This is a genomic window from Caulobacter sp. GW822-FHT07D08 (assembly GCF_058798735.1).
In genome coordinates, this window is the sequence record NZ_JBXAKU010000017.1 from 60,797 (window position 1) to 80,650 (window position 19,854).

The window sequence follows — 19,854 nt, forward strand, 5'->3', positions numbered from 1 at the left end:
GCGCTGCATCTGACGCAGCATCACCCCCACCCTACCCTCCCCCATCAAGGGGGAGGGAACCCTACTCCGCCCTTGGCGCGTAGCTCAGCCGGCACACGGTCCACGCCCCCTCGCGCGCCATCTCGAACTTGCCGTTCAGCTGCTGGGCCATGGCGCGGACGATGCGCAGGCCGAGACTCCTGGAGTTGGCCGGATCGAAGCCGTCGGGCGGGCCGGCCCCGTCGTCGCGGACCGTCAGGACGTGAGTGTCGCCGGACTGGTCGAGATCGACACGCACCTGTCCCGAGCGGGCTTCCCCGAAGCCGTGCTCCAGCGCGTTGTTGAAGCTCTCCAGCATGACCAGGGTGACCGGCGTGGCCTGGTCGGGGTGCAGCGGCCGGTCGCCGCCCTCGATGGTCAGGACGACCTTCGCGCCGGCCGCCTGCGAGGCCTCGTTCAGGACGACCTCGGCGAAGGCGCGGAAGGGCGCGGGCTCGCCGACGGCGTTGTGCAACTCTCGCTGGATGCTGGCGATCAAGGCGATCCGGCCGCCGGCCTCGTTCAGGGCGTGGCGGGCGTCCTCGTCGGCCATGCCGGCGGCCTGCAGCCGCAGCAGCGAGCCCACGACCTGGATGTTGTTGCTGACCCGATGGTGCAGCTCGCGATACAGCAGGTCCCGGCTCTCGGCCAAGGCGGCGTAGCGCGCGCGCTCCTCCTCCAGCTGACGCAGCGCCCGGCGCATGCCGTCGATGAAGAAGATGTCGATCACCACCACGAAGGCGTAGAACGCCAGGGCCACGCTGGTCGAAAAGTTGATGTGGAACGTGCGGTACGGCGGGATGAAATAGTACCAGGCCGCCACGCCGGACAGGACCGCGCACAGGATCGCCGGCCGCAGACCCGCGAAATAGGCGGTGATGACCACGGCCGGAAAGAAGGTCAGATAGGGAAAGCCGGGCGGGAACCAGTCGTTCAGCGCCAGGCGCAGCGCCCAGGCCGCCAGGGCCGCGAGCACCGCGAACCCGTAGCCCGCCGGCTTGCCGCGAATGAACGCTCCCATCGCCAAGCCCCCTGCTGACGGACCCCGATGCGGCAAAGCTCGCGGCGCGTCAAGCAAACGACCCGACACAGGGGCCTCATCGCCCACCGGCCCAAGCAAAAGGCCCCGGAGATCGCTCTCCGGGGCCTTCGCTTAGATCAGTTCAGCGCGTGCTGAAGAAGGTCGATTACTCGACGATTTTCGCGACCACGCCGGCGCCGACCGTGCGGCCGCCTTCGCGGATGGCGAAGCGCAGGCCTTGGTCCATGGCGATCGGGGTGATCAGCTCGACGTCCAGCTCGGCGTTGTCGCCCGGCATGATCATTTCCACGCCTTCCTTCAGCTTGATGATGCCGGTGACATCGGTCGTGCGGAAGTAGAACTGCGGACGGTAGTTGGTGAAGAACGGGGTGTGACGGCCGCCTTCTTCCTTGTTCAGGATGTAGGCCTCGGCCACGAACTTGGTGTGCGGGGTGATCGAGCCCGGCTTGCAGAGAACCTGGCCGCGCTCGACGTCTTCACGCTTGGTGCCGCGCAGCAGCACGCCCACGTTGTCGCCGGCTTGACCTTGGTCCAGCAGCTTGCGGAACATTTCGACGCCCGTGCAGGTCGTCTTCTGGACCGGACGGATGCCGACGATTTCGACTTCCTCGCCGACCTTCACGACGCCCTTTTCGATACGACCCGTGACCACGGTGCCGCGGCCCGAGATCGAGAACACGTCTTCGACCGGCATCAGGAACGGCAGGTCAACGGGGCGTTCCGGCTGCGGGATGTAGGCGTCGACCTGGGTCATCAGTTCGTTGATGCGGTCTTCGCCGATGGCCGGATCACGGCCTTCGACGGCGGCCAGGGCCGAACCCTTGACGATCGGGATATCGTCGCCCGGGAACTGGTACGAGCTCAGCAGCTCGCGCACTTCCATTTCGACGAGCTCCAGCAGCTCTTCGTCGTCGACCATGTCGACCTTGTTCATGAACACCACCAGAGCCGGCACGCCGACCTGACGGGCCAGCAGGATGTGCTCGCGGGTCTGCGGCATCGGGCCGTCGGCGGCCGACACGACCAGGATCGCGCCGTCCATCTGGGCCGCGCCCGTGATCATGTTCTTCACGTAGTCGGCGTGGCCGGGGCAGTCGACGTGCGCGTAGTGACGGTTGGCCGTCTCGTACTCGACGTGCGCGGTGTTGATCGTGATGCCGCGGGCCTTTTCTTCCGGCGCGGCGTCGATGTCGGCGTAGTTCTTGGCGGTCGCGCCGCCCGTCTTCGCCAGCGTGATCGTGATCGCCGCCGTCAGCGTCGTCTTGCCATGGTCAACGTGACCAATCGTGCCGATGTTGCAGTGCGGCTTAGTGCGTTCGAACTTTTCCTTGGCCATCTTCTTAGCTCCAGGACCCCAGAGGGGCCTTCAAAATAGGTGGGACTTCTGGGGTGTTGGCGAGAGGGTTCCAAGGAACCCTCTCGATCTCTAACCCACGCTTTTCGTTGAGAAAAGCTTAGGCGTACTTCTTGATCACTTCGTCGGCGACGTGTTGCGGCACCGGATCGTAGTGGTCGTAGACCATGCTGAACTGGGCGCGGCCTTGCGACATGCCCCGCAGGGTGTTTACGTAGCCGAACATGTTGGCCAGCGGCACGTAGGCGTTCACGACAGTCGCGTTACCGCGCATGTCCTGACCCTGGATCATGCCACGGCGGCTGTTCAGGTCGCCGATGACCGAGCCCAGGTATTCTTCCGGCGTCACGACCTCGACCTTCATGATCGGCTCGAGCAGCTTCGGAGCGCCCTTTTCGCGCAGCTCCTTGAAGGCGGCGCGCGAGGCGATTTCGAAGGCCAGGACCGACGAGTCGACGTCGTGGAACTTGCCGTCCGTCAGGGTCGCCTTGAAGTCGATCAGCGGGAAGCCGGCCAGCAGGCCGTTGTCCTTGACCGATTCCAGGCCCTTTTGGACGCCGGGGATGTATTCCTTCGGCACGGCGCCGCCGACGATCGCGTTTTCGAACACGAAGCCCGAACCCGGCTCGCCCGGTTCGAAGGTGATCATGACGCGGGCGAACTGGCCCGTACCACCGGTCTGCTTCTTGTGCGTGTAGTCGATGTCGACCTTGCGGCCCAGCGATTCACGATAGGCCACCTGCGGCGCGCCGATGTTGGCTTCCACCTTGTAGGTGCGCTTCAGGATGTCGATCTTGATGTCGAGGTGCAGCTCGCCCATGCCCTTCAGGATCGTCTGGCCCGACTCGAAGTCGGTCGAGACGGTGAAGGACGGATCCTCGGCGGCCAGCTTCTGCAGGGCGACGCCCAGCTTCTCCTGGTCGGCCTTCGACTTGGGCTCGACTGCGATCTCGATGACCGGGGCCGGGAATTCCATGCGCTCGAGGATGACCGGCGACTTCAGCGGATCGCACAGGGTGTCACCCGTGCGGGTTTCCTTCAGGCCAGCCAGGGCGACGATGTCGCCGGCGAAGGCTTCCTTGATGTCTTCACGGTTGTTCGAGTGCATGAGCAGCATGCGGCCGACGCGCTCGCGCTTGTCGCGCGTGGCGTTCAGCAGCGACATGCCGGTTTCCAGCTTGCCCGAATAGATGCGGCAGAAGGTCAGCGAACCGACGAAGGGGTCGTCCATGATCTTGAACGCCAGAACCGAAAGCGGCTCTTCGTCCGAGGCGTGACGCACGATCTCTTCTTCGGTCTTGAAGTCGATGCCCTTGGTCGGCGGGATGTCCAGCGGCGACGGCAGGTAGTCGACGACGGCGTCCAGCAGCGTCTGCACGCCCTTGTTCTTGAAGGCCGAGCCGCAGAGGATCGGATAGAAGGCGCCGGTCAGAACGGCCTTGCGCAGGCACTTCTTGATGACTTCTTCCGAGGGCTCTTCGCCGCCGAGATAGGCTTCCATCGCTTCGTCGTCGAGTTCGACGGCGTTCTCGACCAGATAGGCGCGGGCTTCGATCGCCTTGTCCATCAGGTCGGCGGGGATTTCCTCGTCGCGGAAGTTCGCGCCCAGGGCGTCGTTGTCCCAGACCACGGCCTTCATGCGGACCAGGTCCACGAGGCCCTTCAGGTTCGTTTCCGAACCGATCGGGAATTGGATCGGCACGGCCTTGGCGCCCAGACGGTCACGGATCGATTCCACCGACTTGTCGAAGTCGGCGCCGATCTTGTCCATCTTGTTGACGAAGACGATACGCGGAACCTTGTACTTGTCGGCCTGGCGCCAGACGGTTTCCGTCTGCGGCTCGACGCCGGCGTTGCCGTCCAGCACCGTCACGGCGCCGTCGAGCACGCGCAGCGAGCGTTCGACTTCGATGGTGAAGTCGACGTGCCCGGGGGTGTCGATGATGTTCAGACGCTTGCCGTTCCAGAAAGCGGTCGTCGCGGCCGACGTGATCGTGATGCCGCGTTCCTGCTCCTGCTCCATCCAGTCCATGGTGGCCGCGCCATCGTGGACTTCGCCGATCTTGTGCGACTTACCCGTGTAATACAGGATCCGCTCGGTCGTCGTGGTCTTACCGGCGTCGATGTGCGCCATGATGCCGAAGTTACGGTAATCTTCGATTTTATGCTGGCGGGCCATGATGAAGCTCTGCGTAGCGCTGCGGTGAGGCAGGGACATTTAAACGTGCGGCGCGGGCGGTTTATCGCAAACCACCCGCGCCTGAAAGAGTGCTGGTCGCGAAAAGCTTACCAGCGATAGTGCGAGAACGCCCGGTTGGCTTCAGCCATCTTGTGGGTGTCTTCGCGCTTCTTCACGGCGGTGCCGCGGTTGTTCGAAGCGTCGAGCAGCTCACCAGCCAGCTTTTCGGTCATGGTGTTTTCACCGCGCTTGCGAGCGGCGGTCACCAGCCAACGGATGGCCAGGGCGCGGCGACGGTCCGGACGGACTTCAACCGGCACTTGGTAGGTGGCGCCGCCAACGCGGCGCGACCGGACTTCGATCGCCGGGGCGACGTTGTCCAGAGCGGAGTGGAAGGTCTCAAGCGGACCTTGGTCCTTGCGCTTGTTTTCCAGGATGTCGAAAGCACCATAGATGATGTTTTCGGCGACGGCTTTTTTGCCCTCGTACATCACGTAGTTCATGAACTTCGTGACGATCAGGTCCCCAAACTTGGGATCCGGCAGGACTTGGCGTTTCTCGGCGCGACGGCGGCGGGACATCTTCTTCTATTCCTTACTTCGGACGCTTGGCGCCGTAGAGCGAACGACGCTGCTTACGATCCTTGACACCTTGGGTGTCGAGGACGCCGCGCAGGATGTGATAACGGACGCCGGGCAAATCCTTGACGCGGCCGCCGCGGATGAGCACCACCGAGTGCTCCTGCAGGTTGTGACCTTCGCCCGGGATGTAGCACACGGCTTCGATGCCGGTGGTCAGACGGACCTTGGCGACCTTACGCAGAGCCGAGTTCGGCTTCTTCGGGGTCGTGGTGTAGACGCGCGTGCAAACGCCGCGACGTTGGGGGCAGCCCTTCAGGGCGGGCACCTTGTTCCGGACCGGCTTCGGGGAGCGCGGCTTACGGATGAGCTGGTTAATGGTAGGCATTAAGTCTCTGCTCTGATGGAAGCGTGTGCCTTTCGGCCGGGGCGCTTCAGGTCCTTGTCTTTGTTGTTCTTGGTTCAAGGCTCCGCTTGGAGACCCGATAAACACGAAACTCGCCGGGGCGCGGGAAGCACACCGGCGGGTTCTCCGCCCGCGAGGACGGAAGCTCATCGGAACGGACGCGAACGACCGCCTCGAAAAAGAGCGCGGTATTTACTCGCGAAGGGGCTCAACGTCAACCGCCTGTTCCCGCGCCGGTTAACGCCGCCTTAAGCCGCCCGCCAAGGCCAAGATTTCGCCACCGCAAGCTGTGCAGGCTCGCGTCCGGATGGAGCGCCTTGTCTCGCCGGCCTCGCACACCACGTGGGGAGGGCGGAGGCAAGGCTGGGGAGGCCGGGTGAGGGTCAGCGTGAGGCGCAGCAGGGACAATCAACGCCGGGCGACGATTCTCGCCGGATCGTTGCTGCTGCACGTGGCGCTGCTGGCCTGGCTGGCGATTCCCGCGCGGCCTCTGCTGGAAAACATGGTCGCCGACGACCTGTCGGTGATGACGCTGGACCTGCAGCGTCCCGTTCCCGAGACACGTCCGGAGCCCCGCCCCGCGCCAGCCTCGGCGGCGACCGCGGCGCCCTCGCCCGCCCTGCCTTTCCAGGTGCGCGCGCCGGCGCGGACCGCCCCGGCCGGCGTTCCGGTCCTGTCGGTTCCCGCCACGGGAATCGCCCGACCTGGGACCGCGATCCGTCCCGCGCCGCTGCCGGGCGAAGGCGCCGGCGACCTGCGCACGGCCCTGCGGGGCAGCCCCACGGGCTGCGTCAGCGCCGACGCCGTCGGCCTGAACCGCCGCGAGCGCGAGAAGTGCGACGAGCGCTTCGGCGCCGCCCCGCCGCGCGGGACCTATGCCGGCCCGATGAACGCGGCCAAGGCGCGCGAATTCGAGGCCCAATCGATCATGCAGGAGCTGGCCCGCAAGTTCGACGAAGCGCCGATGGGTCCCGGCGTCGACCATCGCAGCAAGGACCAGCCCGGGACGATGAAGGAGATCCCCTTCGTGCTCGGCGCCGAGCAGGACGGCCTGGGCCGCACCCGCAACGCTCAGCAGCAGCGCCTCAAGCAGCTGCGCGACTACGACAAGGCCGACGCCCGCGAGAAGCAGCGCTCGCGCGACAACGACCAGCGCTGAAAGAGGGGGGCGCTGAGAAAGAGGGCGCTAAAAAGGGGTTTCCTCCGTACGCCCCCGGAATACCCTCACCGCCAGGTTGGCGCGCGGGCTCAAGGGGCGCGCCTTGGTTGTGAGGGGACGTCATGCGTTTTTCGGCTTCACTGTGCGCCGCGCTGATCCTGGCCACGTCGACGGCTCCGTCGGCGGTTCTGGCCCAGGACTATTCGCAGTTTTCCGACGCCGCGCTCGACAAGGAGCTGGCCGCCAAGGCCGACGTGCAGCTGTACGTCATGGCGCCGATGCGCGACGGGGTGCGGCTGGCGACCCACGTCTATCGCCCCAAGGGCGCGACCGGGCCGCTGCCGACCATCCTGATCAAGACGCCCTATAACGAGATGCCCTACAAGGCGGGGACCACGCGTAACGCGCTGGACGCCATCAAGCACGGCTACGCCCTGGTGCTGCAGAACGAGCGCGGCCGCTACTACTCCGAAGGCGAGTGGGAGATCCTCGGCCATCCGCAGACCGACGGCTACGACACCCTGACCTGGATCGCCAAGCAGAGCTGGTCGAACGGCAAGGTCGGCACGCGCGGCTGCTCGTCGACGGCCGAATGGCAGCTGGCCCTGGCCGGCCAGAACCACCCGGCCCACGCCGCCATGGTCCCGCAATCCTCGGGCGCCGGCATCGGCAAGGTCGGCGAGTTCCAGGAGCAGGGCAACTGGTACACCGGCGGCGTGCCGCGCAACCTGTTCTTCGTGTGGCTGTACGGCGTCGACAATCCGCTGCGCGCTCAGCCGCCCAAGGGCCTGGACTCCAAGACCATCGCCCGCCTGGCCAAATACAATGACCTGGAGGCCAAGAAGCCCGAGGTGAACTGGCCCAGCCAGATCCGCCACCTGCCGGTCAACGAGATGCTGCAGGACCTGGGCGAGCCCAAGGGCACGTTCGAGGAGCTGATCAACCGCGACGGCCCGGCCGACCCGGCCTGGCGCAAGGGCGGCCTCTATCACGACGACAAGGGCTGGGGCGTGCCGGCCCTGTGGTTCAATTCCTGGTACGACGTGTCGATCGGCCCGAACATGGCCCTGTTCAACCACGCCCGCGCGGTGAACTCGGACAAGGAAGCCAGCGACAACCAGTACGCCATCGTCACGCCCAGCAACCACTGCGGCTTCAACGCCCGCACGCTGCAGGTCCCCTACAAGTCGGGCGACCGCGACATGGGCACGGTGAACTTCGACGCCGACAAGGAGGTCTACGCCTTCTTCGACCGCTGGCTGAAGGGCGACGTCAACGCCTTCCCGAAGTCGACGCCGCCGGTTCGCTACTATTCGATGGGCGCCAACAGCTGGAAGCAGTCGGCCCAGTGGCCGCCGGAGGGCTCGGCCCCGATGCGCCTCTATCTGCGCTCCAGCGGCCGCGCCAACAGCCTCGCCGGCGACGGCAAGCTGACGGCCGCCGCGCCGGGGGCCGGAGAGCAGGCCGACCGCTACGCCTATGATCCGGCCAATCCGGTCCAGACCGTGGGCGGCGGCGACTGCTGCAACGGCGGCCTGGTCATCGCCGGCGCCTTCGACCAGCGCGGGGTGGAGTCCCGCCAGGACGTACTGGTCTACACCAGCGAGCCGCTGACCGAGCCGCTGGAAGTCTCGGGCTTCGTCCGCGCGGTCCTGAAGGTCTCGTCGGACGCCAAGGACACCGACTTCGCCGTCAAGCTGGTCGACGTCGGGCCGGACGGCACGGCCTACATCCTGGGCGACACCATCATGCGGGCCCGCTATCGCGACAGCTACGAGAAGCCGGCGATGATGACGGCCGGCCAGACCTATGCGGTCAAGCCGACGCCGATCACCACCAGCAACACCTTCCTGCCCGGCCACCGCATCCGGGTGGAGGTCACCTCGTCCAACTTCCCGAAGTTCGTCCGCAACCTGAACACCGGCGGCGACAACGAGAAGGAAAGCAAGTTCGTGGTCGCCAACAACGCCATTCACCACGCGGCCGGCGAGGAGTCCTACATCGAGCTGCCGGTGGTGAGCCGGAAGTAGGACAGGCTTTCCCGCTCCCTCCGCCGTTCGGTCGCGCCCGACCCGGAAAAAGCCCAGCTTTCGTCACAACTGGACCGTGATCCGCCGCAAGCCTGGGCTGCGGATCATCCGAGGGGGCGGAACTGCGATGACGGCGGGTCGCCGACGGCTGGGCCGGCTCGGGGTCATCGCGGGCCTGTCGGTCGTCCTGCACGTGATCGTCCTGGCGTGGCTGGCCCGGCCCGCCGCGCCGGCGCTGCTCGATATCGCGCCCGACCTGGCGCTGCTGTCCGTCGAGCTGCTTCGGCCGGCGACGCCCGATGTCGTGCGACAGAAGCTCGCCTCACGATCCGCAACCCCGCGCGCCGCCGCCCCCGCGAAAGAGATCGCGCCCAGCCTATCCGACGGTCTGGCGACAGCCGTCGCGGCCAAGCCCTCGGTCGGCGTGGCGGCTCCGGCGCCGATGTCCGACAATGTTCGCGCCGCGCTGCGCGCCGGTCCTGGCTGCGCGCGCCAGGCGCTGTCGCGGCGGGAGCGCGACCAATGCGAGGAACAGTTCGGCCGGCTGACGGCCTCGACGCCGAGCTATGACGCCCCGATGGATCCCGGCAAGCGCGCCTATTATGATGAGGTCGCCGCCGCCGGACCGTCGGGCCTATCCTCGACCGACCCGACGCCAGGAGCCGTCACGCCCGACCACGTCTACGTCCCGTTCCTCAAGTGCTCGGTCAAGTTCGGGCCGGGCCGGAAGCCCAAGGACACGCAAGGGTCGGTGCGGTTGGGACGCTCGCCCTGCGCCATCCCCCTGCAAGGCAGCATGTTCACGCCCGAGGCGTCGGTCCACAAGCGCTAGGCGCCAGCGTTCGAGAAGGCGCGGAACGCTCCCTGGCCCCCCGGGGTTGTGCAAGCGTCTCGCGGCGCGCCGCGCCGTCTTCTCCCGCCACGAGGTTCGATCATGACCGACTATGCCGACAGCCTGACTTCCCAGACGACCGCCAAGACCGCCCGCGCCAAGGTCGAGCCCAAGCTCAAGGCTGTCTCGGGCGCCGCCCACGACGCCTATGACAGCCTCAAGGAGGTCGCTTCCGAGGCGGTCGACGAGACCCGCGCCCGGGTCAAGGACATCGCCGCCCAGGCCAGCGACGAGATCCAGAATCGCTATGGCGACCTGGAAGCCTGGGTGCAGCTCAAGCCAGCCCAGGCCCTGGGTGTCGCCGCCGGTCTGGGCGTCGTCCTGGGCTTGTTGCTCCGCGGCCGCTCGACCAAGACCATCTACGTGCGCGAACCGCGCTAGCCTACGCGCTCAGCACCTTCCTGAGCGACGCCTCGATCTGGCCGCCGCACCAGGTGTCGCCGTAGTCCTCGCGGGCCTTGTCGGCCAGCTTGCGCAGCGGCGGCAGCTCGGCGACGCGGCGGACCAGGGCGGCGGTCATCGGCGCGGCCTCGTCGAGGATCTCGCCGATGGCGTCGAAGCGCTCGGTCAGGGTCGACCACAGGGTGGCGGTGACGATGTCGGCCATCCCCGGCCCGTCGCCGCCCAGCAGGAAGCCAGCATCGGCCGTCAGGCCGTGGCGACGGCCGGTTTCCTCCCAGAACGACATCCACCTCTTCAGGCGTGGGACGAACTCGGCCCAGCGCTTGCCGGTCCACATCTCGCGACCGCCGTCATTGGTCATCTCATCGATGACGTCATTGGCGTCGCAGACGATCTTCAGCGTCAGGGCGCGCGGCTCCGGCGTCGCCGGGAGCAGGTCCAGGGTCTCGCCCAGATAGAGGAGGATCGCCGGCGTCTGCGCGATGGCGACCTTCGCCCTGTTGTCGACCAGCATCGGCGGCCCCATGAACGGGATCGGCATGGCCTTGACCGGCCCGCCCATCAGGTCCGCGATCGCCGCGTCGCCGCCTTCCGTCCAGGTCTTGCCGGCGTGGGCCAGGACGGCGCGCACGAACTGCCCGCGAAACGGCGCGGACCAGTAGTAGAGCTCGTAGTCGGACATGGCGGTATCTCCAGGCGCTGGACGCCTCTGACAACGAAAAAGGCCCGGGATCGCTCCCGGGCCTTTCCGTATTCGCTCTAAGCCCGAGGGCCTATTCCGCGTCGGCCAGCGCGATCTCGGCCGGCAGCGGCTCCATCGCTTCTTCGCGCTGCTGGGCCAGCTGCTCGTCGCGCTTGGCGGCGACGCGTTGCAGGCTGCGCAGGTAGGAACCCGTACCGGCGGGGATCAGGCGACCCACGATGACGTTTTCCTTCAGGCCTTCCAGGGTGTCGGTCTTGCCGTGCACCGAGGCTTCGGTCAGGACGCGGGTCGTTTCCTGGAACGACGCGGCCGAGATGAAGCTCTTGGTCTGCAGCGAGGCCTTGGTGATGCCCAGCAGCACCGGCTGGGTCACGGCCGGACGACCGCCACGGGCGACAGCCTTGTCCTGTTCCTTGTCGAACTCCGGCTTATCAAGGTGGTCACCCTTGATCAGGCCGGTGTCGCCGGGCTCGAGGATCTCGACCTTCTGCAGCATCTGACGAACGATCGTCTCGATGTGCTTGTCGTTGATCGGCACGCCCTGCAGTCGATAGACCTCCTGGATCTCGTCGACGAGGAAGTTCGCCAGGGCCTCGACGCCCAGGATGCGCAGAATGTCGTGCGGATCCGGGTTGCCGTCGATGATGTACTCGCCCTTGGAGATGAAGTCCCCGTCGTGGACGGCGATGTGCTTGCCCTTCGGGATCAGGAACTCGACCGCCTCGGCCTGGTTGCCATCGGCGTCGACGTCCGGCGTGATCTTGATCCGGCGCTTGTTCTTGTAATCCTTGCCGAATTCGACACGGCCGTCCATTTCCGCGATGACCGCGCAGTCCTTCGGACGGCGGGCTTCGAAGAGTTCGGCGACGCGCGGCAGACCACCGGTGATGTCCCGGGTCTTGGCGCCTTCGGTCGGGATACGCGCGATCACTTCACCCGGCTTCACCTCGTCGCCATCGGCGACCGAGAGAATGGCGCCGGCCGACAGGAGGTAGCGAGCCTCGCCGCCGTTCGACAGGCGCTTGTACGAGCCGTCTTCCGACAGCACGCCCATGGCCGGACGCAGGTCCGAACCGCGGGCCGACGTACGCCAGTCGGCGATGACGCGCTGGGCGATGCCGGTCGCTTCGTCGACTTCCTCGCGGATGGACAGGCCATCCACCAGGTCCTCGGCGCGGATCTTGCCGGCCACTTCGGTGATGATCGGGGTGGTGTAGGGGTCCCAATCGCCGAGGCGCTGGCCGCGCTTGACCGTATCGCCGTCCTTGACCCGCAGGCGGGCGCCGTACGGCGGCTTGTAGGTTTCGCGCTCCTTGCCGTCGACCAGCACGCTGACCGAGGTGTTGCGGCTCATGATGACCAGGGCGCCATCGGAGCCGATGACGGTCGGGCCGATCACGCGGACCGTACCCTCGTTCGAGGCCTCGAAGAACGACTGCTCGGCCACCTGGGCGGTGCCGCCGATGTGGAACGTACGCATGGTCAGCTGCGTGCCGGGCTCACCGATCGACTGGGCGGCGATGACGCCGACCGCTTCGCCGATGTTAACCGGGGTGCCGCGGGCCAGGTCGCGGCCATAGCAGGCGCCGCAGACGCCGATCTTGGCTTCGCAGGTCAGGACCGAGCGGACCTTCACCGACTGGACGACCGCCGCCTCGATGGCGTCGGCGATGTTCTCGTCGACATAGGTGTCGGCCGGAACCACCAGCTCGCCGGTGCTCGGGTTCTTGACGTCCTCGGCCGTGAAGCGGCCCAGGACGCGCAGACCCAGCGAGACCAGCACGTCGCCGCCCTCGACGACGGCGCGAAGGGTGATGCCCCGCGTGGTGCCGCAGTCTTCCTCGACGATGATGCAGTCCTGCGCGACGTCGACCAGACGACGGGTCAGGTAACCCGAGTTGGCGGTCTTCAGCGCGGTGTCCGCCAGGCCCTTACGGGCGCCGTGGGTGGAGTTGAAGTACTCCTGAACGGTCAGGCCTTCCTTGAAGTTCGAGACGATCGGGGTCTCGATGATCTCGCCGGAGGGCTTGGCCATCAGGCCGCGCATGCCGCCCAGCTGCTTCATCTGGGCTTGCGAGCCGCGGGCGCCGGAGTGGGCCATCATGTAGATGGCGTTGATTTCCTTCTCGCGGCCGTTCTCGTCCTTATGCTTCATCTGAAGCTCGGCCATCATCTCGTCGGCGACGCGGTCGGTGGCCTTGGCCCAGGCGTCAACGACCTTGTTGTACTTCTCGCCCTTGGTGATCAGGCCGTCGGCGTACTGTTGCTCGTACTCCTCGGCCAGAGCGCGGGTTTCGGCGACGATCGCCTCCTTCCGCTTCGGGATGATGATGTCGTCCTTGCCGAAGGAGATGCCGGCCTTGGCGGCTTCCTTGAAGCCCAGACCCATGATCTTGTCGGCGAAGATGACCGTCGCCTTCTGACCGCAGTGGCGGTAGACGATGTCGATCAGATTGCCGATTTCCTTCTTGGTCAGCGCCTTTTCGATCAGGCGGTGGCCAATCTGCGGGTGATGCGGCAGCAGGGCGGCGATCTTCATGCGGCCCGGCGTCGTGTCGATCACCTTGCGCAGCATCACGCCGTCCGGAGTCATCTCGGTGTGGCGCGCCTTGATCTTGGCGTGCAGCGAGACGACGCCGGCGTCCATGGCGGCTTCGATTTCACCCAGATCGGCGAAGATCTTGCCTTCGCCCGGCTCACCCTCGCGGGCGACCGACAGGTAGTACAGGCCCAGGACGATGTCCTGCGACGGCACGATGATCGGGCGACCGTTGGCGGGCGACAGGATGTTGTTGGTCGACATCATCAGGACGCGCGCTTCCAGCTGAGCTTCCAGGCTCAGCGGGACGTGCACGGCCATCTGGTCGCCGTCGAAGTCGGCGTTGAACGCGGCGCAGACCAGCGGGTGCAGCTGGATGGCCTTGCCCTCGATCAGCTTCGGTTCGAACGCCTGGATGCCCAGACGGTGAAGCGTCGGGGCGCGGTTCAGCATGACCGGGTGCTCGCGGATGACCTCTTCGAGGATATCCCACACCTGCGGCTGCTCGCGCTCGACCATGCGCTTGGACTGCTTGACGGTGCCCGACAGGCCCTTGGCGTCCAGGCGCGCGTAGATGAACGGCTTGAACAGCTCGAGCGCCATCTTCTTGGGCAGGCCGCACTCGTGCAGCTTCAGCTCGGGACCGACCACGATGACCGAACGGCCCGAATAGTCGACGCGCTTGCCCAGCAGGTTCTGGCGGAAGCGGCCTTGCTTGCCCTTCAGCATGTCGGCCAGCGACTTCAGGGGACGCTTGTTGGCGCCCGTGATGACGCGACCGCGACGGCCGTTGTCGAACAGGGCGTCGACCGACTCCTGCAGCATCCGCTTTTCGTTGCGGATGATGATGTCGGGGGCGCGCAGCTCGATCAGGCGCTTCAAGCGGTTGTTACGGTTGATGACCCGGCGATACAGGTCGTTCAGGTCCGAAGTCGCGAAGCGGCCGCCGTCCAGCGGCACCAGCGGACGCAGTTCCGGCGGGATGACCGGAACGACCGTCAGCACCATCCACTCGGGACGGTTGCCCGACTCCTGGAAGGCTTCCAGGATCTTCAGGCGCTTGCTGAACTTCTTCTGCTTCATGTCCGAGACGGTGCCGGACAGTTCCTCGCGCAGACGCTCGGCCTCTTTCTCGAGGTCGATGGCCTTGAGCAGGTTCTGGACGGCCTCGGCGCCGATCTCGGCGGTGAAGCTGTCGTCGCCGTACTCTTCCTGGGCGCGCATGTAGTCGTCTTCCGACAGCAGCTGGTGCTGCTTCAGCGGGGTCAGGCCCGGCTCGGTGACGATGTAGTATTCAAAGTACAGGACGCGCTCGATGTCCTTCAGCGGCATGTCGAGCATCATGGCGATACGCGACGGCAGCGACTTCAGGAACCAGATGTGGGCGACCGGCGAGGCCAGTTCGATGTGACCCATGCGCTCGCGACGGACGCGGGCCAGGGTGACTTCGACACCGCACTTTTCGCAGATGATGCCCTTGTACTTCATGCGCTTGTACTTGCCGCACAGGCATTCGTAGTCCTTGGTCGGGCCAAAGATACGGGCGCAGAACAGGCCGTCACGCTCGGGCTTGAACGTGCGGTAGTTGATGGTTTCCGGCTTCTTGATCTCGCCGAACGACCACGAGCGGATCTTTTCCGGCGAGGCCAGCGAGATGCGGATCTGGTCGAAGGTCGGAGCGGCCTGGACCGGATTGAAGATGTTCAGGACTTCCTGGTTCATCTTGGTTCCTTCTGCGGGGACTGCCCCGCTGCAAATTCTCTTTGGTGCGCTTCCTCCCCCTTCATGGGGGAGGTGGCGGCGAAGCCGACGGAGGGGGCTTGCGGCCTAAACCGGCGGGGGCGGGCGAAGCCCCCTCCGGCCCTCCGGGCCACCTCCCCCATGAAGGGGGAGGAGAGCCCTTAGTCAGCTCAGCTGTTCTCCAGCTCGACGTTCAGGCCGAGCGAGCGCATTTCCTTGACCAGCACGTTGAAGCTTTCCGGGATACCGGCTTCGAACGTGTCGTCGCCGCGGACGATCGACTCGTAGACCTTGGTCCGGCCAGCCACGTCGTCGGACTTCACCGTCAGCATTTCCTGCAGGGTGTAGGCCGCGCCGTAGGCTTCCAGAGCCCACACTTCCATTTCCCCAAAGCGCTGACCGCCGAACTGGGCCTTACCACCCAGCGGCTGTTGCGTGACGAGCGAGTACGGACCGATCGAACGGGCGTGGATCTTGTCGTCGACCAGGTGGTGCAGCTTCAGCATGTAGATGTAGCCGACCGTGACCGGACGCTTGAACTGGTCGCCGGTCTGACCGTCGAACAGGATCGACTGGCCCGACGGATTGACGCCGGCCATTTCGAGGTGCTCCTCGATATCGCTCATGCGCGCGCCGTCGAACACGGGGGTGGCGATCGGAACGCCCTTGCCCAGGTTCTTGGCCAGCTCGATCAGCTCTTCCTCGGTTTCCGGCAGCTCTTCGTCCGGGCCGTAGATGTCACGCAGGCGATCGATCAGGGCCTGCTTCTGACCGCCGTGCTGCCAGTCTTCCAGCAGGTTGGTGATCTGCTTGCCAAGGTTGGCGCAGGCCCAGCCCAGGTGGGTCTCGAAGATCTGACCGACGTTCATGCGCGAGGGCACGCCCAGCGGGTTCAGAACGACGTCGACGTGCGTCCCGTCGGCGAGGAACGGCATGTCCTCGATCGGCAGGATGCGCGAGATGACGCCCTTGTTGCCGTGACGGCCGGCCATCTTGTCGCCCGGCTGAAGCTTGCGCTTCACGGCCACGAAGACCTTGACCATCTTCATGACGCCCGGGGGCAGTTCGTCGCCACGTTGCAGCTTGTCGACCTTGTCCTCGAAACGACGGTCGAGGCGCTTGCGGTTCTCGTCGAACAGACGGCGCAGGCTTTCCAGTTCGCCCATCGCCTTCTCGTCCTCGAGGGCGATCTGCCACCACAGGCCCGAAGCCACCTGGCTCAGGTTTTCGGCGGTGATCTCGCCGCGCGACAGGCCCTTGGGACCCGACAGCGCGACCTTGCCGATCAGCAGTTCCTTCAGACGGCCCGAGATGTTGCGGTTCAGGATCGCGAACTCGTCGTCGCGGTCCTTGCCCAGGCGGTCGATCTCGGCGCGTTCGATGGCCAGGGCGCGTTCGTCCTTGTCGACGCCGTGACGGTTGAAGACGCGCACGTCGACGATCGTGCCGGCGACGCCCGGGGGCAGGCGCAGGCTGGTGTCGCGGACGTCCGAGGCCTTTTCACCGAAGATGGCGCGCAGGAGCTTTTCTTCCGGCGTCATCGGGCTTTCGCCCTTCGGCGTGACCTTGCCGACCAGGATGTCGCCCGGCTGGACCTCGGCGCCGATCGCCACGATGCCGGCTTCGTCGAGGTTGCGCAGGGCTTCCTCGCCGACGTTCGGGATGTCGCGGGTGATTTCTTCCGGGCCGAGCTTGGTGTCGCGGGCCATGACTTCGAATTCCTCGATGTGGATCGAGGTGAAGACGTCGTCGCGGACGATGCGTTCGGAGATCAGGATCGAGTCTTCGAAGTTGTAGCCGTTCCAGGGCATGAACGCGACGAGCGCGTTGCGGCCCAGGGCCAGTTCGCCCAGCTCGGTCGAGGGACCGTCGGCGATGATGTCGCCCGAGTTGATCCGGTCGCCCACCTTCACCAGCGGGCGCTGGTTGATGCAGGTCGACTGGTTCGAGCGCTGGAACTTCGACATCCGGTAGATGTCGACGCCCGAGCGCGCCGCGTCGGTTTCTTCGGTGGCGCGGATGACGATACGCGTACCGTCGATCTGCTCGACGACGCCGGTGCGCTTGGCGATGACGACGGCGCCCGAGTCACGGGCCACGACCGCTTCCATGCCGGTGCCGACCAGCGGGGCGTCCGACTGCACCAGCGGCACGGCCTGACGTTGCATGTTCGAGCCCATGAGGGCGCGGTTGGCGTCATCGTTTTCGAGGAACGGGATGAGGGCGGCGGCCACCGACACGACTTGGCGCGGCGACACGTCCATCAGGTCGACCGTCTCCTTTTGCAGGAGGGTCGGTTCGCCGTTGATGCGGCCCGGGACCAGGTCTTCCAGGATCTCGCCGTCGACCACCTTGATGTTCGACTGGGCGATGACGTGCTTGGATTCCTCCATCGCCGACATGTAGACGACTTCGTCCTGCGGCTTGCCGTCCTTCACGCGACGGTACGGGCTCTCGATGAAGCCGTACTTGTTGACGCGGGCGTGGGTGGCCAGCGAGTTGATCAGACCGATGTTCGGGCCTTCCGGCGTTTCGATCGGGCAGATCCGGCCGTAGTGGGTCGGGTGAACGTCGCGGACTTCGAAGCCGGCGCGCTCGCGGGTCAGACCGCCCGGGCCGAGGGCCGAGAGACGACGCTTGTGGGTGATTTCCGACAGCGGGTTCGTCTGGTCCATGAACTGCGACAGCTGCGAGGAGCCGAAGAATTCACGCACGGCGGCCGCGGCCGGCTTGGCGTTGATCAGGTCGTGCGGCATCACGGTGTCGATGTCGACGGACGACATGCGTTCCTTGATGGCGCGTTCCATGCGCAGCAGGCCGACGCGGTACTGGTTTTCCAGCAGCTCACCGACCGAGCGGACGCGACGGTTGCCCAGGTTGTCGATGTCGTCGATTTCGCCGCGACCGTCGCGCAGGCCCACCAGGACCTTCAGCACGGCCAGGACGTCGTCCTTGCGCAGGATGCGGACTTCGTCCGACACGTCCTGCTCCAGGCGCATGTTCATCTTCACGCGGCCCACCGACGACAGGTCGTAGCGCTCGGCGTCGAAGAACAGCGACTTGAACATCGCCTCGGCGGCTTCGACGGTCGGCGGCTCGCCCGGACGCATGACGCGGTAGATGTCGAACAGCGCGTCCTCGCGGACGGCGTTCTTGTCCACGCGCAGGGTGTTGCGCATGTAGGCGCCGACCGTGACGTGGTCGATGTCCAGCACGTCGATGGTGTCGAAGCCCTGGTCGGCCAGGGCCTGGATCGAGGTGACGTCCAGCTCGTCGCCGGCTTCGGCGTAGATTTCACCGGTCGAGAAGTTGACCGCGTCGCGCGCCAGGTAGCGGCCCGTCAGGGCTTCCGGGGCCAGCAGCAGGGTCTTCAGGCCGCCGTCGGCGAACTTCTTGGCCTGGCGAGCCGTGATCTTGGTCCCGGCCGGAGCGACTTCCTCGCCCGTGTCGGCGTCGACCAGCGGGAACTCCGGCTTCACGCCGCGCCAGCGCTCGGGCTTGTACGGGGTGGCCCAGCCGCCCGCGCGCTTCTCGAACGGGACGACGTCGTAGAACGTGGTCAGGATCTCTTCGCCGTCCATGCCCAGGGCATAGAGGAAGGTCGTGGCCGGCAGCTTGCGGCGACGGTCGATGCGGACGTAGACGATGTCCTTGGCGTCGAACTCGAAGTCCAGCCACGAGCCGCGGTACGGGATCACGCGGGCGGCGAACAGCAGCTTGCCCGAGGCGTGGGTCTTGCCCTTGTCGTGGTCGAAGAACACGCCCGGCGAGCGGTGCATCTGCGAGACGATGACGCGCTCGGTGCCGTTGACGATAAAGGTGCCCTTGTCCGTCATGAGCGGGATATCGCCCATGTAGACGTCCTGCTCCTTGATGTCCTTGACCGAGCGGGCGCCGGTCTCTTCTTCCGTTTCGAACACGATCAGGCGAAGCTTGACCTTCAGCGGCGCCGCGAAGGTCATGTCGCGCTGGATGCACTCCTCGACGTCGTACTTGGGCTCTTCGAATTCGTACGAGACGTATTCGAGCACCGCGCGCTCATTGAAGTCCTTGATCGGGAAGACCGACTTGAAGACCGCCTCGACGCCCTCGTCGCGGCGCTGACCCGGACGGACCTCGCGCTGCAGGAACTGTTCGTAGGAAGAGCGCTGAACCTCGATCAGGTTCGGCATCTGCACAGCTTCGGGGATGCGGCCGAACGACTTCCGGATCCGCTTCTTGCCGGTGAAGGATTGCGCCATGTTGTTTCCCTGCGGCGCGGACGGAATCCGCGCGTGAATTAGAATGTCCGTAGCGTCCACCCTCGCCGCTCGCCTTCTCAGGGAGCCGCGGACGCTGGAATTCCCCTATCGGGCGACCGGGACCGGAAGCCTGATGGGCGCCCCTTCGCGCGGATCGGAGGGCGGCTGATCGCGCCTCGGGGCGTAATACGGACGCGCCAAAGCGCTCCGCCGATGTAATCGTGAACGCGGAGATATAGGGGAACCGAGCGGGGAAGAAAAGGGGGATTCGTAAATGAGGGTAAATCCCGCGAATCTGTCATCCCGGCCAAGCGCGTAGCGCGCCGAGCCGGGACCGTCGGAAACTCAGAGCCTGCCGCGGTCCCGGCTCTACGCTTCGCTGCGGCCGGGATGACAATCCCTTACGCCTTCTTCAGCGCCTTCATCGCCAGGGAGACGCCGAGGGCGATCAGGCAGACGAAGAACGCGACCTTGGTGATCGCGCCGGCCACGTTGGCGACGAAACCCAGGATCCCGAACAGGATCATCAGGACGAGCAGAACACCGGCGACCTTGAGCATGGCGAAGCTTC

13 protein-coding genes and 1 pseudogene are annotated in these 19,854 nt (G+C 65.9%); 5 read left to right on the forward strand and 9 right to left on the reverse strand.

Translation table 11 applies throughout. From position 1 onward, the window contains the following. Positions 1-61: 61 nt before the first annotated feature. From AC1RJ9_RS23090 to rpsL, 5 genes are all read right to left on the reverse strand, one after another. On the reverse strand, positions 62-1,039 hold the full coding sequence (locus AC1RJ9_RS23090) for a sensor histidine kinase (protein ID WP_492835992.1): 978 nt from the start codon (positions 1,037-1,039) through the stop codon (positions 62-64). A 166-nt stretch (positions 1,040-1,205) separates the two neighbouring features. Beyond that, positions 1,206-2,396, reverse strand: coding sequence for an elongation factor Tu (tuf, locus tag AC1RJ9_RS23095; RefSeq protein WP_492835994.1), 1,191 nt, complete (start codon positions 2,394-2,396; stop codon positions 1,206-1,208). A 118-nt stretch (positions 2,397-2,514) separates the two neighbouring features. Then, the gene (fusA, locus tag AC1RJ9_RS23100; protein WP_492835996.1) at positions 2,515-4,593 is read right to left on the reverse strand and encodes an elongation factor G; all 2,079 of its coding nucleotides are present in this window, start codon (positions 4,591-4,593) and stop codon (positions 2,515-2,517) included. Positions 4,594-4,700: 107 nt separating this feature from the next. Beyond that, on the reverse strand, positions 4,701-5,174 hold the full coding sequence (rpsG, locus tag AC1RJ9_RS23105) for a 30S ribosomal protein S7 (protein WP_007661568.1): 474 nt from the start codon (positions 5,172-5,174) through the stop codon (positions 4,701-4,703). A 13-nt stretch (positions 5,175-5,187) separates the two neighbouring features. Then, the gene (rpsL, locus tag AC1RJ9_RS23110; protein WP_004624021.1) at positions 5,188-5,559 is read right to left on the reverse strand and encodes a 30S ribosomal protein S12; all 372 of its coding nucleotides are present in this window, start codon (positions 5,557-5,559) and stop codon (positions 5,188-5,190) included. Between the two features lie 23 nt (positions 5,560-5,582). Here rpsL and AC1RJ9_RS23115 point away from each other — a divergent pair. The 5 genes and pseudogenes from AC1RJ9_RS23115 to AC1RJ9_RS23135 all read left to right on the forward strand — a co-directional run bounded on the left by AC1RJ9_RS23115 (position 5,583) and on the right by AC1RJ9_RS23135 (position 10,039). Beyond that, positions 5,583-5,829: pseudogene (locus AC1RJ9_RS23115) on the forward strand (hypothetical protein). Between the two features lie 136 nt (positions 5,830-5,965). Further along, positions 5,966-6,736 (forward strand): hypothetical protein, encoded by a 771-nt coding sequence (locus tag AC1RJ9_RS23120; RefSeq protein WP_492835999.1) that lies wholly within the window; start codon positions 5,966-5,968, stop codon positions 6,734-6,736. A 122-nt stretch (positions 6,737-6,858) separates the two neighbouring features. Continuing rightward, the gene (locus tag AC1RJ9_RS23125) at positions 6,859-8,766 is read left to right on the forward strand and encodes a CocE/NonD family hydrolase (RefSeq protein ID WP_492836001.1); all 1,908 of its coding nucleotides are present in this window, start codon (positions 6,859-6,861) and stop codon (positions 8,764-8,766) included. 127 nt (positions 8,767-8,893) lie between these two features. Continuing rightward, positions 8,894-9,598: a hypothetical protein gene (locus tag AC1RJ9_RS23130; RefSeq protein WP_492836003.1), complete on the forward strand. Its 705-nt coding sequence runs from the start codon at positions 8,894-8,896 to the stop codon at positions 9,596-9,598. 102 nt (positions 9,599-9,700) lie between these two features. Continuing rightward, complete coding sequence (locus AC1RJ9_RS23135) at positions 9,701-10,039, forward strand: hypothetical protein (RefSeq protein WP_492836005.1); 339 nt, start codon at positions 9,701-9,703, stop codon at positions 10,037-10,039. Between the two features lies 1 nt (position 10,040). Here AC1RJ9_RS23135 and gst read toward each other — a convergent pair whose 3' ends face one another. From gst to AC1RJ9_RS23155, 4 genes are all read right to left on the reverse strand, one after another. Further along, positions 10,041-10,742, reverse strand: a complete 702-nt coding sequence (gene gst, locus AC1RJ9_RS23140) for a glutathione transferase, Atu5508 family (RefSeq protein WP_492836007.1) — start codon at positions 10,740-10,742, stop codon at positions 10,041-10,043. A 91-nt stretch (positions 10,743-10,833) separates the two neighbouring features. Next, the gene (gene rpoC, locus AC1RJ9_RS23145) at positions 10,834-15,024 is read right to left on the reverse strand and encodes a DNA-directed RNA polymerase subunit beta' (protein WP_492836009.1); all 4,191 of its coding nucleotides are present in this window, start codon (positions 15,022-15,024) and stop codon (positions 10,834-10,836) included. Between the two features lie 188 nt (positions 15,025-15,212). Next, entirely contained in the window at positions 15,213-19,283 is a 4,071-nt protein-coding gene (rpoB, locus tag AC1RJ9_RS23150) for a DNA-directed RNA polymerase subunit beta (RefSeq protein ID WP_492836011.1), read from the reverse strand. A 401-nt stretch (positions 19,284-19,684) separates the two neighbouring features. Continuing rightward, complete coding sequence (locus AC1RJ9_RS23155) at positions 19,685-19,843, reverse strand: hypothetical protein (RefSeq protein WP_492836013.1); 159 nt, start codon at positions 19,841-19,843, stop codon at positions 19,685-19,687. Positions 19,844-19,854 lie beyond the last annotated feature (11 nt).

Bases quoted from the DNA above. Each gene is read 5' to 3' on its own strand.
- AC1RJ9_RS23090 (WP_492835992.1), bottom strand. From the start codon at position 1,039: ATGGGAGCGTTCATTCGCGGCAAGCCGGCGGGCTACGGGTTCGCGGTG.
- tuf (WP_492835994.1), bottom strand. From the start codon at position 2,396: ATGGCCAAGGAAAAGTTCGAACGCACTAAGCCGCACTGCAACATCGGC.
- fusA (WP_492835996.1), bottom strand. From the start codon at position 4,593: ATGGCCCGCCAGCATAAAATCGAAGATTACCGTAACTTCGGCATCATG.
- rpsG (WP_007661568.1), bottom strand. From the start codon at position 5,174: ATGTCCCGCCGCCGTCGCGCCGAGAAACGCCAAGTCCTGCCGGATCCC.
- rpsL (WP_004624021.1), bottom strand. From the start codon at position 5,559: ATGCCTACCATTAACCAGCTCATCCGTAAGCCGCGCTCCCCGAAGCCG.
- AC1RJ9_RS23125 (WP_492836001.1), top strand. From the start codon at position 6,859: ATGCGTTTTTCGGCTTCACTGTGCGCCGCGCTGATCCTGGCCACGTCG.
- AC1RJ9_RS23130 (WP_492836003.1), top strand. From the start codon at position 8,894: ATGACGGCGGGTCGCCGACGGCTGGGCCGGCTCGGGGTCATCGCGGGC.
- AC1RJ9_RS23135 (WP_492836005.1), top strand. From the start codon at position 9,701: ATGACCGACTATGCCGACAGCCTGACTTCCCAGACGACCGCCAAGACC.
- gst (WP_492836007.1), bottom strand. From the start codon at position 10,742: ATGTCCGACTACGAGCTCTACTACTGGTCCGCGCCGTTTCGCGGGCAG.
- rpoC (WP_492836009.1), bottom strand. From the start codon at position 15,024: ATGAACCAGGAAGTCCTGAACATCTTCAATCCGGTCCAGGCCGCTCCG.
- rpoB (WP_492836011.1), bottom strand. From the start codon at position 19,283: ATGGCGCAATCCTTCACCGGCAAGAAGCGGATCCGGAAGTCGTTCGGC.
- AC1RJ9_RS23155 (WP_492836013.1), bottom strand. From the start codon at position 19,843: ATGCTCAAGGTCGCCGGTGTTCTGCTCGTCCTGATGATCCTGTTCGGG.